The sequence below is a fragment of the Bradyrhizobium sp. 154 genome (genome assembly GCF_023073875.1).
GTDB lineage: Bacteria > Pseudomonadota > Alphaproteobacteria > Rhizobiales > Xanthobacteraceae > Bradyrhizobium.
On record NZ_JADPKG010000067.1, the window covers coordinates 33,055 to 46,604 of the forward strand.

A 13,550-nucleotide genomic window follows, 5' to 3' on the forward strand; every position below is an offset into this window, starting at 1 on the left:
CTCATTATGCATGCCGTCCGCACACTGCAAAGGGTCTGGCGCGATCCGGGACAGCCCCGCCTGAGGCGCCCTATCGCGATCCTGGCGCGCTGTCTGGCGTCGTCAAGACATCGTCCTTGGCATCGACGACAAAGACCGCGAGTAAACTGGAAGGCTCCGTTTCGCTCGCGTTCTCACTCATCCGGTGATGTGAGCCCGGCATCTCGTAAAACGCTTCGCCTTGATGGTAGACCTTCGGCGGGCCATTATCGACCTGACTGCAGATCGTCCCCGACAGTACGTAAGCGTAGATGAATGCCGACGCCGCGTGGTGATGAGGCAGCGATTTAGCTCCGGGAGGATAACTCACAAGGACGGAAACCAAGCGCTTTCCTTCGACATTTGGCAGTGCGTGCTCGAAGACAACCTTCACTTGCTCCCGGTCCTGAGCGATCGCGGGAGAGGCTGCCAAAGCGATCGCTGATGCTAGCAACGGAACGGCGGCGGCTCGCACTGCGCTTCTGGCCAGTAGCCCGGCGATCTTGTGACCCTTTGTGTCGATAGAAAGCGCGTTCAGAATTAGCCCGCGAAGAATGGCAAGTGCCTCGCGGCTGGCAATTCGCCCGTACGCGTATTTGAGTTCTAGGAGCATGGCACTTCCTCTTTATGATGTTGGGCGTCGTCATGGAGAATCCGGCAAGGGAGATGCAGCAATCAGATCGCACGCGTTTGGGCTCTTGAACCCCGGCATGAAACGCTCGCAGACGGCGGCGTTGACCGTGCCGTACGTGGTCGCCGGCTTATGCGCAAAGCCCGCGAAATACTCCTGAATGAAGCCATTTTTAAAGTTCGTTCGCGGGTACCTGGCGATGATTTCTTGTAGGACATCCGCGGGAAACTGATCGAACCCCACCCCGATGACGTCGAGAAGAACACCTGAATTGAGGAGCGCGACTTCGGGACGCATATACTTCGGGATGCCGGGCGTGGTGTGCAGCGCGATTGCCTCCCAGACCGTCTGCACCTGATCTTCCGGGATGTTGTGGGTGCTGAGGAACTGACGGGCGGCATTTGCACCATCGACTTCGAAGCGCTCGTCCGGGCTCGAGAACTTCTTGATCAGGCCGAGATCGTGAAATGCTGCGGCGATGTAAAGGAGCTCAGGGTCAAACCGGAGCTTTCTCTGATGCCCCTGCTCAGCCGCGAACAGGTAGACGCGGATCGAGTGATTAAACAGCAGATCGGTTGAATTCTCACGTAGGATATCTGTCGCCTCTTTCGCGAGAACGGAATCGGGAATGAGGGGAGCACGGACGAGATTTCGCGTGGTCATTTGATGTTTCCTTCAAGAGCGGCCGATGTGCAGGCGACACACAATGGCTCGCGAGCCAAACGCCTGGTGTCATCAACTCGAAGTAACCGCGAGCACGATTTTTCCTTTCGGCTGGGGCCGCAAGCGCTCCAGCATCAAATGAGCTTCACGCGCGTCCGCGAGGGGCAGGACAGCGCCTACCGTTGCTCGCAACTTTCCATCATCGACAAGACGGGCGATCTGCATCAGATACCGGCTGGTAATGTTGACGAGGAAGAAGCCGGCTTGAACACCGTGGCGCTTTGCCAGATCCTGATCCGGGTTGGAAACCGCAGAGATCAGCTTGCCGCCGCGGCGGAGTACCTCGAACGAACGGCTTTGCGTTTCACCGCCGACCAGATCGATGATGGCGTCCGCCTCGCGAACCTGCTCCTCAAACCGTTGAGCGCGGTAGTCGATCACGGCATCCGCGCCGAGCCCGCGCACCAATGGAATATCATGAGCCGCGGCGGTCGCCATGGTCTGCAGACCCGCGCGCCGCGCCAATTGAACCGCATAGGACCCGACGTTCCCTGCCGCTCCATGGATGACCACCTTTTGGCCCTCCTTGAGCTGGGCCTGATCAAACAGCGCCTGCCATGCGGTGACCGCAATGACAGGAACAGAAGCGGCTTCAACGTGGGTCAGCGAAACGGGCTTGTTCGAAACCATTCCGGCAGAAGCCAAAGCGTATTCGGCGTAGGCCCCGACAAACCTCGAATTCGTGACGCCATAAACCTGATCTCCCACGCGCAGATCGGAAACGCCTGGGCCGACGCCGACGACTTCACCCGAAAGATCGGAGCCCAACGTCAGAGGCAGCGGTTGCGGCAGAGCGCTCTTTCCGGCCCTGATCCATCCATCCCAGGGCCCGACCCCTGCGGCTTCGACCTTAACCAGCACCTCGCCAGGGCCGGGTTCCGGCCGCGGGACGCGCTCCAGTTTCATGACCTCAGGTGGCCCAAACTCGTGGACACGCCAAGCCATCATTGTTGAACGAGCTCGCTCGTGACTGGCCTTAGGATTGACGCTGCCGGGGGTCATCTCACTCGCTCCCTTCCGTTCGCCATGACTACCGCCCGCGCTCTCCTGAAGGGTGCAATGGGCGGAGCCTATCGCCAATCGAATTGGCGGATGGCTCTGCCCCATATGTCGCAATCGATCCTGCTTGGACAACAAACAGCATCCTTTGGATCAGGACAGGCGTACGTCGTTTCCTGACAACGGCGGTCGATCGGCTCGGCTCTGCCCGACAATCCCCGGCCGCCTTCTCGCGGCACAATTCGGATCTAGCGGTTTCGGATGCCGGTCGCCAGACATCAATGTAGCGTCCAAGGACATTCGCCCGGCAAATCTAGCCGAGCGTGTCGGCACTGCGGCCATCCTTGTCGGGCATTTGGCAACGCACGATGGCTCGTCCGTCAGGCCGGAGCCTTGAATTCGTACGAGATGCGCCCGGCCGGCAGATAGAACAGAGCAATGACAGCGCCACCCCTCACCTCCGGATAGTGCCGACTGCCAGGATCGGGCGCCGTCCAGCCGGGTCCTTGCCAACCCTGCAGTCCCTTCAACTCCGCGCCTTTGTTCAGGGGCACCACGAGGTTAAGCTCGCCATAGGGATGGCCGTGATACTGGCCGCGTAGCACGTCGCTATCATCCTCGTCCTTGAAGCGACGCGGATCGGCGCTATTCATGTACACGGCGGTGATGCTGAACTGGAACGTCTCGGGAGTTGGCTCCAGAATACGGCTGCGCCGGTAATTCGGGCCCTCGACCTCCTGGTTCGCCGCCCAGCCCTCCTCAACTCCGATCTTGATGAGGCGGCTCAGATCCTGGTAGAGCGAGCTTTGCTCACCATATTTCTCGTTGAGCCAGCGCTCCATCTCGGCGCCGGGCGTCATATCCTTGACCTCCCGCAAGAACGGAATACTGCGTTGAATTAGTTCTTCCCGGCTTCCCATGGCCCTCTCCTCTTTCTCGATTGGATCTCACGCTTCAAAGCCCGCGAACGTGGCGAACTCATTGACGTCCGCCCGCGGCATCAATCTTTCCGCTCCCACAACCGTGGCACGGCCGATGGAAATGCCGCACACCACCATTTGCTCCGTCGGGATCGACAGCAGCGGACGGAGGATCCGGTGATATTTCGCGAACGTCTCCTGCGGACAGGACTGAAGTCCGCGCCCTGCCGCTGCCAGCATCACGTTCTGCACGAACATTCCGAGGTCGAGCCAGCTTCCGACTTCCAGGCGGCGGTCGATGGTTACGATCAGTCCGACCGGGGCGCCAAAGAACGTATAGTTTTTCGCGGTCTGCCGTGCCCGCGCCTCGGAATCGGCCTGCGCGATCCCGAGCGCGCCGTAGAACAGTTGACCGAACTGCTGTCGCCGCCTTAGGTACGGCTCGGGCAAGTCGCTGGCGTAGTATTTGTATTCGGACACGTGCTCGTCGCGCGACGTCTGGTGCGCCTCCAGCAGCGCCGCCGACACCTTGTCCTTGACCGCGCCCGCGAGCACATAGACGTGCCAGGGCTGAATGTTCGCTCCACTTGGTGCGAACCGCGCTGCGCTGAGAATCTGCTCGACGGTCCGCCGCGGGACCGGATCGTCGCAGAATTCGCGGCACGCCGTTCGGCCGGTCATGATCTCGTCGATGCCTCCAGGGGCAAGGGGCGCCAAGCTTTCGCCGGTCACGGCTTCCTCAGGAGCGGGCATCCCCCTTCCTCCATCGGCCTGAACGCTTCTTCCCCGGGAATGTTCGCGAGTAGCTCGTAGTAGTCGAACCTGTATTTCGACTCTTCAGGCGACTTGACGCGAAAAAGATACATGTCGCGGATCAGCCGTCCGTCCTGGCGGATGCGGCCGTTCTTCGTCATGAAATCGTTCACCGGCATTTCGCGCATCCTGGCGGCCACCGTCGGTCCATCCAGCGTGCCTGCCGCTTCGACTGCCCGCAGATAGTGTGCCACCGCTCCATAGGTGCCGGCATGGATCATTGTCGGGACCTTCTGCGTCTTGTCGACAAAGCGCTTCGACCATTCACGCGTTTCATTATTGAGATCCCAATAGAATGCCGAACTGAGCATCAGGCCCTTGGCACTCGGCAATCCAAGACTATGGATATCGGCAATAAAAACGATGAGGCCGGCAAGCTTTTGTTGACGCGTGATTCCGAACTCTCCGGCCTGCTTGACTGCGTTGATGAAATCACCCCCAGCATCGGCGAGTGCGATCACGTCCGCTTTTGAGGACTGCGCCTGCAGCAGGAAGGAAGAGAAATCGGGCGTGTTGACCGGATGCTTGACCGCGCCGACGACCTTGCCGCCGGTCGCCTCGATCACCTTGCGGCTGTCGGCCTCGAGCTGCGCGCCGAGCGAATAGTCTGCAGAGAGAAAGAACCAGCTCTTTGCGCCAAGACGTGAGATCGCCTTGGCTGTGCCCTGCGACAGAGCATAGGTATCGTAGGTCCAGTGAATACCCGTCAGCGAGCACTCGTCACCTGTCAGGCGCGACGTTGCCGCGCCTGTGGCGAGAAACAGCTTCTTCTTGTCACGCGCAATGCCCTGGACCGCGAGCGCAACAGCGGAATTCGGCACGTCAAGGATCGCCTCGACGCCCTCGTTGTCGAGCCAGCGCCGTGCGATCGCCGCACCGACGTCTGCCTTGTTCTGGTGGTCGCTGGCGACGATCTGGATCGATCGCCCGAGCACCTTGCCCCCAAAATCGTCAACAGCCATCTGCGCCGCGACCGCCGACCCCTGGCCCCCGTTGTCGGCGTAAAGGGAGGACATGTCGGTCAGGACACCCAGCTTGACAGGAGCATCCTGCGCAACTGCCGATGTCCCAAGTAGCGCCGACGCCACCATCGCAACGACCATCTTGCGTTTGACACCCGATATCTCGCTGGATCTCATTGCGACCCTCCTCTAGACAGGCGACGGGAATAATGACGGGATCGGAGAGCGACGGAAGTGAAACCTTCGCAGATCTGTCCTGAACCGCCTTCAGATTGGCGCACCGGCGGCAGCATGTCCCCATATCCCGCGGTTGCGTCCAGCGCGAGCCTGGTTTTAACTGGATTCCATCGCGGCAATTTGTGCGCACGCGGCTGGCTGCCAACAGGATCCTCGTCGTGCCCGTTTCCTTCAAGACATTGGACTTGAATCTGCTCAAGGTGTTCGACGCCGTTATGGACGAACGTAGCGTGCTGCGCGCCAGCCAGAAGGTTGCGCTGACCCAGTCCGCCGTGAGTCATTCGCTTGCCCGGCTTCGCGAGATGCTGGAGGACGAACTGTTCGTGCGCACGGCCACGGGCATGCAACCCACGGCGCGCGCGCTGACGATGGCGCCGCAGGTTCGTGAGGCTCTGCGAACCCTGGAGGCCGCGGTTGAACTGCCGACCTTCGTCCCGGCAACGTCCACCAAGCAGTTCACGCTCGCCGCCAACGACTTCACGACGATGGTCCTGGCATCTCCGCTCCTGAAACTACTCGGCCGGGAGGCGCCCTCCATTGACCTGACCATCAAGCCCGTGACCCGGATCGACCTTGCCGAGCAGATCGATCTCGGTCGCATCGACGTCGCTATCGGGGTCTTCTCGGCCCCGCCGAGCCGCTTCCGCACGTCGCCGTTATTCGAATATGACGACGTGCTGATTGTCGGCGGAAATCGTAAACTCGGGCGGCTGGACAAACCAAGACTTGCGCGCCTGTCGCTGGTCGTCGTCTCCTTTGGCGGCGAGCAGGAGGGCGCCATCGACGGCTTCATTTCGGAGAGAGGTCTCGCCCGGCGCTCTGAGATGTATGACCGCGCGGCGCTCGAGCGGGCGCTCTCCGAAAGCGACCGACCGCCGCGGATCGCGGTTTCTTTGCCGCATTTTCTTGCCCTGCCCGCGCTGCTCCAGGATTCCGAACTGGCGGCCATTGTCCCGCGTCCGCTGGCGAGGGCGCTCGCGCAACATCATGCGATTGCGACCTACGAGCTGCCCTACACCACTACGGCCGTCGAAGTCCGCCTGTTATGGCATGAACGTATCGAGGGCGAACCATCGCACGACTGGCTTCATGAGATCCTCCGACGCGCGGCCGAGGACCTCAGACGCGGGCGTTAGGCGGATTGCGGCTTCCCTATCGAGCGGCCATCGTACCTGATATCGGAACCCAGCGCTCCCCGTCGAAACGTTGCGGCCGCAGCGCCTTGATCAGCCGATAGTCGTCAGGGCTTGAGCTGACGGTGATACCGGGAATCAGGCCCGGAAGCGTCACATTCTTCAGCGTCGTGGCTTGCTTCATCAGATTCTGCGGTGAGAGGTCGTTGTCGCAGGCTTCGATCACCAGCGTCATGAGGACCGCCACGTTCCATCCGGTGAAGTTGAGCTGGTCCTCAATGTCGCCTTCCGGATAATACTTCTTCATGAAGGCCAGCCATTCCAGATAGGATGGATCATTGATCCACTCGGGGTCGCCCACCGTCTTGGTGGGCGTAGCCGAAATCGCACCCTTGGCGTTTGCGAGCCCCGCCGGCTTGAGGATCGTCGAGACAAAATTGCTTCCGATCGGCAGAAACTGTTGCGCGTGCCAGCCAAGTTCACCGGCCTTCCGGATCGCCTGAGAAGTGAACTTGCCAGTTGACGCGTTCAGAAACACGTTGGCATCGCTGCTGGCTAACGTGACGACCTGGGACTCGACTGTCGGAGATGTCACCTCATAGGGCGAGACGGCAACGACCCCCGCCTGCGGATCGAGCCGCGCCAGCTCGGCCTTGAAGCTGCGGAGATATTCGCGTCCATAATCGTCGTTCTGGTACAGCACCGCGACACGAGCCTGCGGAATGCTCTCGGACACAAGCCGCGCGTAGATCGCGGCCTCGGTACTGAACAGCGTCATTCCCGAGATGGTGTAGGGGCTGGTCTTCGGATCAGCAAAACGATCGCTCGCAGCAAAGACGAAAAGCTGCGGCACTTTCCGGCTATTGAGGTACCTCTGGACCGCCGCGTTCTGTGCAGTCCCCATGCTGCCGAAGATCGCAACGGCCTCGTCGCTCTCGACCAGCCTGCGGGTTTGCTCCACCGCCTTTGGCGGGCTGTAGCCATCATCGAGCGAGATCAGCTTGATCTTGCGGCCGTTGATTCCGCCGCGCTCGTTGATCATCTGGAAGTAGCGGGCCTGCACCTTGCCGACGGAGCTCAGCGCCGAGGCCGGACCGCTATAGGGCATCGTCTGCCCGAGGATCAGTTCGCCCTCGCCCGCCATGACCGCTCCCGAGGTAACCAATGATGCCGCGAACAGGAATGCTGCGCCAAGTCCCCGCATGTAACCTCCCATATATCTCTTATCGGAATTATTCTTCCTAGGAAGATAATTGTCAATATCGGACTTCGGGGCAATGACCACCCACCGGGATTTTACCACCGACTCGACCAATCGCCGGAACCTGCCGCGCGACACGCGGCGACGGGGGTGTTAGATTGCACGAATGTGTGATGCAGGTGCCTTCGGCGCAGGACCAAGGCGGGCAGAACCAGGGTGAGAAGGAATGCGGAAGCAGAGAATGTCGCGTGTGACAATGTCCGTCGGCAAACCGGCATCCAACACCGAAAGCGGCCTGTACGACGATATCGAAGCCGCCTGGCTCGAGCAGCGCCCCGATCTCGATCTCGCCGCGGCCTGCACCTTGCTGCGGCTGGAACGCGTCAGCCTGCTTCACGAAATTCGGCTGCAGGAAATATCGAAGACTGTAGGCCTGCAGACGGGCGAACTGTACGTCCTGTTGGCACTGCGCCGGTCCGGAAAGCCGTACGAACTGCGCCCGACCGACCTGTTCCGTGCCCTGCTGGTGACGTCCGGAGCTATGACCAAGCGCGTGGCACGGCTGCAGGAAGGCGGATTCGTTCTTCGTGTCTCGGCGAATGACGATGGCCGGTCGGAGCTGGTTCGCCTGACCGCGAAGGGCCTTGCCACTGCCGACCGCGGCATCACAGAGATCGCCGGGGGCGTCGAAAGCGTGATCGAGGCAAGCGGACTGACGAAGGCCGAGCTCGCAACGCTCGACAAGTGCTTGCGCAAGCTCTTGACCGTGAAGGCTGTGAAGACGACGAAGAAAGCCGGCCGTCCGGTGGCGGGCTAAGACGCGATGTCGCGCGACTGGCCAACCACCCTCTCGATCGCCTACAGGGGCGCTTTGATATCGAACAGGTCATCTGCGGCCTGCGCCGGCGTCAGCGAAATCCCCGCAGCGATCAGGCGCCGCGCCACCATCTGGTCACCCGGCCTGTTGATGCTGTCGACCGCGACCATTCTCCCCTGCCTGTAGTGGAATACTGAGAACCTGCCCTCCTCGATCGAGCCGCGGGTCACCATCTGGTCGGAACGTCCGGAGAGCCCTACAATCTGGATCTTCAGGTCATACTGGTCCGACCAGAATCTGGGGACGCTATCGTAGGGCGCATGACGATCCGCGATCGCCAACCCGGCCGCCTTGCCCTGGTCCTGGGCGTTCTGGACCGATTCCAGCCTGATCCAGTCGTCCGCAAATCGATTGTAGTGCTTAGCGCAATCGCCGGCGGCGCAGACCTCGGGCACCGCTGTACGGCCATGTTCATCGACAACGATTCCATTCGAGCACCGGAGCCCGGCGGCATTGGCGAGCTCATCATTTGCGATTCCGCCGACGCCGACGACGACGAGATCCGTGCGCAACCGGCCGCCGCTGCGAAGCTCGACTCCAGCGACTCGCCCGGCGCTGCCGGAGATCGCAACGACCGTCTCGCCGAGCCTCACATCGACACCCGCTTGCGCATGGGCATCGAACAGGAAGCGCGAGACTGCGGGCGACACCGCCCGCTCAAGCAGCCGCGAGGCTGCTTCGATGACCGTGACCTTCTTGCCAAGCTTCGCCGCCGATGATGCGACCTCGAGTCCAACGAACCCGCCACCGACAATGACGATCTCGGCCGCCCGCGGCAGACGTGCCCTGAGATCGACGGCATCGGCAACTGTTCTGAGATAGCAGACGCCGTCGAGCTCGGCACCTGGGATTGCAATCCGCCGCGCCCGCGATCCCGTGGCAATCACGAGCTTGTCGAAATTCAGCCGCCCACCGCCCTGCACTGCGAGCTGCCTGGCCGCCAGATCAACCTCGGTCACGCGTTGGCCGAGCAGCATGTCGATTCGCTCGCGCGCAAAGAACGCGTCATCGCGCAGGACGAGCTTCTGCTCGCCGGCTTCTCCGAGCAAAAACTCCTTGGATAGCGGCGGCCGCTCATAAGGGAGCGATTGCTCGTCGGCGACAATAGTGACCGGCTCGGAATAACCGACCCCGCGGGCACCTAGCGCCGCCTGAACACCGGCATAGGAGGCTCCGATGACGACGAGCCCGCTCACGCTTCAGCACCCAGCGTGTGATCGGGACCTTTCTCATTCGCAGCGCCCTCGTCGATATCCACGTAAACCTCGCCATCGCGGATCTCGACCTCGAACGACCTGATGTCTTTATAGGCGCCGGACTGACACTTGCCGTCGCGCACATCGAACATCGCACCATGCAGCGGACATTCAACGACATGGCCTTCGAGAAAGCCTGTCGAGAGCAACGCGAACGCATGCGAGCAGACGTCGTCGGTTGCATGGATGTGGTTGTCGACCTTGTAGAGTGCGACCCTCTGGTCGCCAACCTCGAAGCCTAACGGCTCCCCGTCGGGCAGTTTCGAGGCGGCACACAGATGCTTCCAGGTCATGGCCACGATATCTCCTGAATCGGGAAATGGGCGCGGACCATATCCGCGCCGATGCTTCACTTCCTATCAGCGGGGAATTTGCCGCCAGTCCTCGGCGGCGGACGCCAGCCGACCACCGACCGCACGGATGTCCTTGTATGACATGGACTCGCTCTGGCCGCTCCTCGGCGGTTTGCCTTCCATGAAGCCGCGCACTTCCTCAAGCAATTGGCGCCGTACCCTGACGATCGCCTGGTCCGCAGAACAGAGATATTCCTGCGTACGGTCGACAATAGGGCCCATGCTGACCATCACAACGAAGTCCTCGATGACGATCTCGTGGAATCCGGTGCTGTTGCCGGCGTCCATGATCTGGCGGTTCTGTCCCCAACTATTGGTTTGATCACCCGGTAGGCCGCCGGCCATCGGCCACTGATTGGCCCGCTGCACCTTGCGCCAGGAATCCACCGGCTTCTCGGGATTGTAATAGATGTACCACTGGATCAGGTTCTCATCGTCGATCGGGACGGCGATGATAGCGGTACGATCCTGCTGCGGTCCGGAGTAAATTGGTGCGATCAATCCATAATAAGGCATCACGAACTCCGTCACACGGGCGAGACAAGATCCATCTGCGGCGGAGCGAAGCGCGGCTGCGCGGAATCCATACGGCTTCTTGTCGAGCTGGTAACTGACCTCGGTGTTGACCCGAGTTGCCCCAAAATCCGTTGCTGAGCTCGTGGTCCAGCTCTGGTGCAGCAGGGCGACGTGGGAAGAGTCGATGGTTGCCTCGACCCCCTGCAACCAGTTCGCATTGAGCTCAATCCCGGCTGCGTAGACCTGGTCCGGCGGTAAATCCATCCATTCGAAGTCCGGCGCGGGAGGCGCCTTGCCTTCGCCAAGCCAGACCCAGATCAGGCCTGCGCCTTCACGCGTCGGGTAGCCCTTCGCCCTGACGGTCTTGGCGAACTCGCTCGGATTGTTCGGCTCATTGGGAACATCGAGCACCTCGCCACCGGCGTTGATTTTCCAACCATGAAACAGGCAGGTCACCGAGCAATCGTCGACCCGCGCAAGTGCGAGCGAGGCGCCCCGGTGCGGACAGGCTTCATCAAGGAAGCCGACAGTCCCGTCCCTGCCGCGGAAGGCCACGAAATTGCGGCCGAACAGCTTGACGCGCACAGGCGCTTCACCTTTGCGCACTCGAACCGAGAGGATGGCCGGCAGCCAGTAGTGCTGACGCAGCATTCGTCCCATCGGCGCGTCCCCTGTGACGCGGCACAACAGTTCATTCTCTTCCCTCGTGATCATAGCGATCCATCCCTGGTTGACCGTTTCGCAATATCCGCGCATTATCTTCCTTGGAAGATTGTTGTCAACATAGCTTCCACAGAAGATAACTGGGATGGTTGTATGTCCGGGAGACATCTGAAGGATTCTATTGCGTTGGTGACGGGAGGAAGCCGCGGGGTCGGCAAGGGCGTGGCGATCGGCCTCGGCGAGTGCGGAACGACCGTGATCGTGACCGCGCGCACACGCAACAGTGGCAGCGGCGCCGAATGGCCCGGCTCTCTCGACGAGACAGTGGCCGCGATCGACGAGGCCGGCGGCCAGGGTGTTGGTCTTCTCTGCGACCATTCCGACGACCGTTCAGTCAGGGACGTCTTCGACCTGATCCGGCGCAACTACGGACGCCTCGACGTGCTCGTGAACAACGTCTTTGCGGCCCCCAACACCATGCCGGTCAACGTGCCCTTTTGGCAGGTGCCGACCTCACTGTGGGATACGCTGCACCGCGTCGGCCTGCGCTCGCACTTCGTCGCCAGCCAATTAGCAGTCCCATTGATGCTGCCGCAGCGACGCGGCCTGATCGTCAATACGTCGTCAGGCGGGGGCGTCCGCTACACCTTCAACGTTCCGTTCGGCGTGCAGAAATCCGGCGTCGACCGGATGGCCCGCGATATGGCGCATGAACTGAAGCCGTTCGGCATTTCCGCCGTCTCGATCTGGCCCGGTTACATCAAGAGCGAGAAGCTTGCGGCGCAGCCCGATCGGGTGCCGGCGGCGCTCGCCAAGCTGATTGCCGAACGAGGCGAAACGCCGCTTTTTGTCGGGCGCGCGATTGCGGCGCTGGCCGCCGATCCCGGCGTGATCACCAAGACTGGACAGATCCTGCTCGCCTCGGAACTTGCCACGGAATATGGCTTCACCGATGTCGACGGGAAAATCCCCCCTCCGCCGAGCCGCGATCCCGCGCCGCTTTCGGTGTTCAGCCCCGCCGCAGCTACTTGAGATCGAACAGGAGATGCTGGATGACCGCTAAATTGGAAATGATATCACCGCTCGCAGAGCAGAATTGGCGGCGCCTGTCCTTCGTCGTCGTGACCGGTTTGGCCTGCGCGGTGGCGATCACGCGAACGCTGCCGATTGCAACGGACGCGATATCGGCAATCCCGGCGCCGCTATGCGCCGACAATGCCTCGGGCTCATCGCTCAATAAGGTCGAAGTGATCGATTCGCGCGCTTTGCCGAATGTCCCAGGCAAGAGACTAACTGTGGTCCGTGTGAGTTACGGTCCCGGAGGATTCACGCCGCCGCACCGCCATGGCGGCTCGGTCACGGCCTACATCACCAAGGGCCAGGTCCGCTCGCAGCTCCAGGGCGGCCCGCTGGAAACATTCGCGGTTGGCCAATCGTTCTTTGAACCGCCGGGCGCGACGCATTTGGTTTCCGCCAATGAAAGCAACACGGAGCCGGCCGAACTGATCGCCGTTTTCGTAGCTGACGAGGGGGCGGAATTGACCACTCTCCTCGGGCAGGCCCCTTTGCGCCAATAACGGCTCCTTCCACTGAGGCTTTGGACCACCCCAGGGGCCCTTTTACGCGACGAGATGCGCAGCAATACTCCGCTCGCGAAAACGCGGTGGAATGCCGACCTCGATCGCGTTAAGTGGAGGCCATAAGTTTGTGTCGGCCTCCTGCAAATGAAAGTAAGCGCGACAACCTCACCAAAACTACGCCAAACTGCGCCACTGCAGTCGGTCGCACTGCTCCCACTCAATTGTTCTAGATCAGGTTAGAGAGCTGATCTGGCTGATGTTTTTCCTTCGCGTAGAGCGAGAAGCCGACACTCGAGCCGTCAAAAAGCTACGGTGCTGATTTTAAAAGAAAAATCGCTCGAAAATTTTTCTGTATAGTATCGAGAACTATCGAAATCGATCAGGCGAAAAACTCGATCGCGCTCGAAATGCACGGCGCTCAAGCAGCTTCAGCGAAGTACCGTCACGAATGTTTAGCACATGTGATATCGCGAGCCATAGCCGATGATTGGCCGCAATAAGCCATCCCCGCAAATTGAGATCGCGGACATGCTGTCGCGACGCTTCGATCGCGACGGCGCGATCCGCGTCGTGAGCGTCACGATAGGATCACCGGTGCCCGGGCTTGACTTGCGCGGAATGCTCTGGATAGCGCGGTCGGGATGATTGACGCCGCCGGCGCGCGGTGA

15 protein-coding genes are annotated in these 13,550 nt (G+C 61.1%); 4 read left to right on the forward strand and 11 right to left on the reverse strand.

Annotated features, from left to right (window positions below):
* Positions 1 to 70: 70 nt before the first annotated feature.
* The 6 genes from IVA92_RS17180 to IVA92_RS17205 all read right to left on the reverse strand — a co-directional run bounded on the left by IVA92_RS17180 (position 71) and on the right by IVA92_RS17205 (position 5,207).
* On the reverse strand, positions 71 to 493 hold the full coding sequence (locus IVA92_RS17180; protein WP_247276183.1) for a cupin domain-containing protein: 423 nt from the start codon (positions 491 to 493) through the stop codon (positions 71 to 73).
* A 168-nt stretch (positions 494 to 661) separates the two neighbouring features.
* Positions 662 to 1,312 carry an HD domain-containing protein gene (locus tag IVA92_RS17185; RefSeq protein WP_247276170.1) on the reverse strand — a complete coding sequence of 217 codons (651 nt, stop codon included), beginning with the start codon at positions 1,310 to 1,312 and terminating at the stop codon, positions 662 to 664.
* A 72-nt stretch (positions 1,313 to 1,384) separates the two neighbouring features.
* The gene (locus IVA92_RS17190) at positions 1,385 to 2,320 is read right to left on the reverse strand and encodes an NADP-dependent oxidoreductase (RefSeq protein ID WP_247276184.1); all 936 of its coding nucleotides are present in this window, start codon (positions 2,318 to 2,320) and stop codon (positions 1,385 to 1,387) included.
* Between the two features lie 431 nt (positions 2,321 to 2,751).
* Positions 2,752 to 3,291, reverse strand: coding sequence for a DUF4863 family protein (locus tag IVA92_RS17195; RefSeq protein ID WP_247276171.1), 540 nt, complete (start codon positions 3,289 to 3,291; stop codon positions 2,752 to 2,754).
* A gap of 27 nt (positions 3,292 to 3,318) precedes the next feature.
* Positions 3,319 to 4,044, reverse strand: a complete 726-nt coding sequence (locus tag IVA92_RS17200) for a nitroreductase (protein ID WP_247276172.1) — start codon at positions 4,042 to 4,044, stop codon at positions 3,319 to 3,321.
* Positions 4,020 to 5,207 carry an ABC transporter substrate-binding protein gene (locus IVA92_RS17205; protein WP_247276173.1) on the reverse strand — a complete coding sequence of 396 codons (1,188 nt, stop codon included), beginning with the start codon at positions 5,205 to 5,207 and terminating at the stop codon, positions 4,020 to 4,022. Before IVA92_RS17205 ends, IVA92_RS17200 begins: the two co-directional genes overlap by 25 nt.
* 254 nt (positions 5,208 to 5,461) lie before the next feature.
* Between IVA92_RS17205 and IVA92_RS17210 the strand changes: the two genes are divergently transcribed.
* Positions 5,462 to 6,439 carry a LysR family transcriptional regulator gene (locus IVA92_RS17210; protein WP_247276174.1) on the forward strand — a complete coding sequence of 326 codons (978 nt, stop codon included), beginning with the start codon at positions 5,462 to 5,464 and terminating at the stop codon, positions 6,437 to 6,439.
* Positions 6,440 to 6,455: 16 nt separating this feature from the next.
* On the opposite strand, the gene IVA92_RS17215 is transcribed toward IVA92_RS17210, so the two are convergent.
* Positions 6,456 to 7,640: an ABC transporter substrate-binding protein gene (locus IVA92_RS17215; protein ID WP_247276175.1), complete on the reverse strand. Its 1,185-nt coding sequence runs from the start codon at positions 7,638 to 7,640 to the stop codon at positions 6,456 to 6,458.
* A gap of 253 nt (positions 7,641 to 7,893) precedes the next feature.
* On the opposite strand from IVA92_RS17215, the gene IVA92_RS17220 reads away from it, so the two are divergent.
* Positions 7,894 to 8,454 (forward strand): MarR family transcriptional regulator, encoded by a 561-nt coding sequence (locus IVA92_RS17220; protein WP_247276176.1) that lies wholly within the window; start codon positions 7,894 to 7,896, stop codon positions 8,452 to 8,454.
* Positions 8,455 to 8,495: 41 nt separating this feature from the next.
* On the opposite strand, the gene IVA92_RS35595 is transcribed toward IVA92_RS17220, so the two are convergent.
* The 3 genes from IVA92_RS35595 to IVA92_RS17235 form a co-directional block, all read right to left on the reverse strand.
* Positions 8,496 to 9,710, reverse strand: coding sequence for an FAD-dependent oxidoreductase (locus tag IVA92_RS35595; protein WP_247276177.1), 1,215 nt, complete (start codon positions 9,708 to 9,710; stop codon positions 8,496 to 8,498).
* On the reverse strand, positions 9,707 to 10,063 hold the full coding sequence (locus IVA92_RS17230; RefSeq protein WP_247276178.1) for a non-heme iron oxygenase ferredoxin subunit: 357 nt from the start codon (positions 10,061 to 10,063) through the stop codon (positions 9,707 to 9,709). The genes IVA92_RS35595 and IVA92_RS17230 overlap by 4 nt, the downstream gene beginning before the upstream one ends.
* 66 nt (positions 10,064 to 10,129) lie before the next feature.
* Positions 10,130 to 11,470 carry a Rieske 2Fe-2S domain-containing protein gene (locus IVA92_RS17235; protein WP_247276179.1) on the reverse strand — a complete coding sequence of 447 codons (1,341 nt, stop codon included), beginning with the start codon at positions 11,468 to 11,470 and terminating at the stop codon, positions 10,130 to 10,132.
* On the opposite strand from IVA92_RS17235, the gene IVA92_RS17240 reads away from it, so the two are divergent.
* Positions 11,456 to 12,334, forward strand: a complete 879-nt coding sequence (locus IVA92_RS17240) for an SDR family NAD(P)-dependent oxidoreductase (protein ID WP_247276180.1) — start codon at positions 11,456 to 11,458, stop codon at positions 12,332 to 12,334. The genes IVA92_RS17235 and IVA92_RS17240 overlap by 15 nt on opposite strands.
* Positions 12,335 to 12,372: 38 nt before the next feature.
* On the forward strand, positions 12,373 to 12,879 hold the full coding sequence (locus IVA92_RS17245) for a cupin domain-containing protein (RefSeq protein ID WP_247276185.1): 507 nt from the start codon (positions 12,373 to 12,375) through the stop codon (positions 12,877 to 12,879).
* A 455-nt stretch (positions 12,880 to 13,334) separates the two neighbouring features.
* On the opposite strand, the gene IVA92_RS17250 is transcribed toward IVA92_RS17245, so the two are convergent.
* A partial coding sequence (locus IVA92_RS17250; protein ID WP_247276181.1) for a hypothetical protein occupies positions 13,335 to 13,550 on the reverse strand: 216 nt, incomplete at its 5' end.

What these genes read in the sequence shown, in the direction of transcription:
- IVA92_RS17245 (WP_247276185.1), top strand. Translation starts at nt 12,373, where the DNA reads ATGATATCACCGCTCGCAGAGCAGAATTGGCGGCGCCTGTCCTTCGTC.
- IVA92_RS17185 (WP_247276170.1), bottom strand. Translation starts at nt 1,312, where the DNA reads ATGACCACGCGAAATCTCGTCCGTGCTCCCCTCATTCCCGATTCCGTT.
- IVA92_RS17200 (WP_247276172.1), bottom strand. Translation starts at nt 4,044, where the DNA reads ATGCCCGCTCCTGAGGAAGCCGTGACCGGCGAAAGCTTGGCGCCCCTT.
- IVA92_RS17205 (WP_247276173.1), bottom strand. Translation starts at nt 5,207, where the DNA reads ATGGTCGTTGCGATGGTGGCGTCGGCGCTACTTGGGACATCGGCAGTT.
- IVA92_RS17220 (WP_247276176.1), top strand. Translation starts at nt 7,894, where the DNA reads ATGTCCGTCGGCAAACCGGCATCCAACACCGAAAGCGGCCTGTACGAC.
- IVA92_RS17230 (WP_247276178.1), bottom strand. Translation starts at nt 10,063, where the DNA reads ATGACCTGGAAGCATCTGTGTGCCGCCTCGAAACTGCCCGACGGGGAG.
- IVA92_RS17195 (WP_247276171.1), bottom strand. Translation starts at nt 3,291, where the DNA reads ATGGGAAGCCGGGAAGAACTAATTCAACGCAGTATTCCGTTCTTGCGG.
- IVA92_RS17190 (WP_247276184.1), bottom strand. Translation starts at nt 2,320, where the DNA reads ATGATGGCTTGGCGTGTCCACGAGTTTGGGCCACCTGAGGTCATGAAA.
- IVA92_RS17240 (WP_247276180.1), top strand. Translation starts at nt 11,456, where the DNA reads ATGTCCGGGAGACATCTGAAGGATTCTATTGCGTTGGTGACGGGAGGA.
- IVA92_RS17215 (WP_247276175.1), bottom strand. Translation starts at nt 7,640, where the DNA reads ATGCGGGGACTTGGCGCAGCATTCCTGTTCGCGGCATCATTGGTTACC.
- IVA92_RS17235 (WP_247276179.1), bottom strand. Translation starts at nt 11,470, where the DNA reads ATGTCTCCCGGACATACAACCATCCCAGTTATCTTCTGTGGAAGCTAT.